Raw genomic sequence first — 1,515 nt, forward strand, 5'->3', positions numbered from 1 at the left:
CGGTGATCGCGGGGCATCCGTTGGTGTCGCAGGTGGCGGTCGTCGCGCGGGAGGACCGGCCCGGCGACAAACGCCTCGTCGCCTACGTCGTACCGAGCGCCGGTGCCGATCCGGGGCGGACAGCCGGTAGCGCCGACCTCGCCAACAGGGAACTGCGCCGGTACGTGGGCGAGCGCCTGCCCGAGTTCATGGTCCCGGCCGCGGTCGTGACGCTGGACGCCCTGCCCGTGACGGCGAACGGGAAGCTGGACCGGCGGGCGCTGCCCGCCCCGGACTACGCCGCGGCTTCGGCGTTCCGAGCCCCGCGCAATGAGCGCGAGCAACTCCTGTGCGAGACCTTCGCCGAGGTGCTGGGCGTGGAGCGCGTCGGCATCGACGACAGCTTCTTCGACCTCGGCGGCCACTCCCTGCTCGCCACCCGCCTGATCAGCCGCGTCCGCGCCCGTCTGGGCGTCGAGCTGCCCCTCCGCACCCTCTTTGAATCGCCGAACGTTGCCACGCTGGCCGAACAGCTGGGAACCGCGCGCAAGTCGCAACGGCCCGCACTGCGGCGGATGCCGCGTCCCGAGGAGAACTGATGATTTCGCTGTCCTTTTCCCAGCGTCGGCTCTGGTTCCTGAACCGCCTTGAGGGCGCGGCGACCGCCACGTACAACCTGCCGATCACTCTGCGGCTCACCGGCAGCCTGGACCGGGACGCGCTCGCCGCCGCCCTGCGCGATGTCGTGGAGCGGCACGAGGCGCTGCGGACCGTCTTTCCCGAAGGCCCCGACGGCACCCCCTACCAGCACATCCTCGACACCGACCAGGCCTGGACGGGCATGGAAGTGGTGCCGACCACCGAGCACGAACTCGAAGCCTCTGTAACCGCCTTTCGTACTCGCGGCTTCGACGTGACCGTCGACACTCCTCTGCGGACGCAGCTGTTCGCCGTGGCAGACGACGTGCACGTGTTGGTGGTGGTGCTGCACCACATCGCGGGTGACGGCTGGTCGATGGCTCCCTTGGCCCGGGATGTGGCGCGGGCTTACGAGGCTCGGATCGACGGGCAGGCTCCCGCGTGGGAGCCGCTGCCGGTGCAGTACGCGGACTATGCGCTGTGGCAGCGCGAGCTGCTCGGCGACGAATCCGATCCGGACAGCCTGATCAGCCGGCAGGTCGCACACTGGAGGCGGACGCTGGCCGACCTGCCGGAACAGATCGAGCTCCCCGTGGACCGCCCGCGACCCCCCGCGGCCTCCTACCGAGGCGACAGCGTCGAGTTCACGGTGGACACGACGGTGCACCGAGGGCTGGTCGCGCTGGCCCGGGAGTCGGGCGCGAGTGTGTTCATGGTGGTGCAGGCCGCGCTGGCGACACTGTTGTTCCGGATGGGTGCGGGGACGGACGTCCCGATCGGTTCGCCGGTCGCCGGCCGCACCGACGAGGCGCTGGAGGACCTCGTCGGCTTCTTCGTGAACACGCTGGTGCTGCGGACGGACGTGTCGGGTGACCCGACGTTCCGGGAGCTGGTGGA

Annotated in this window: 2 protein-coding genes; both read left to right on the forward strand. The window is 70.6% G+C overall.

What is annotated here, in order from left to right:
- On the forward strand, positions 1-578 hold a 578-nt coding region (locus tag ABZ876_RS39050; RefSeq protein ID WP_361791185.1), incomplete at its 5' end, for a phosphopantetheine-binding protein.
- Positions 578-1,515: condensation domain-containing protein (locus tag ABZ876_RS39055; RefSeq protein WP_361791188.1), on the forward strand; the 938-nt coding region annotated here is incomplete at its 3' end. The genes ABZ876_RS39050 and ABZ876_RS39055, both read left to right, overlap by 1 nt.

The organism is Streptomyces sp. NPDC046931 (assembly GCF_040644655.1).
Classification (GTDB): domain Bacteria; phylum Actinomycetota; class Actinomycetes; order Streptomycetales; family Streptomycetaceae; genus Streptomyces.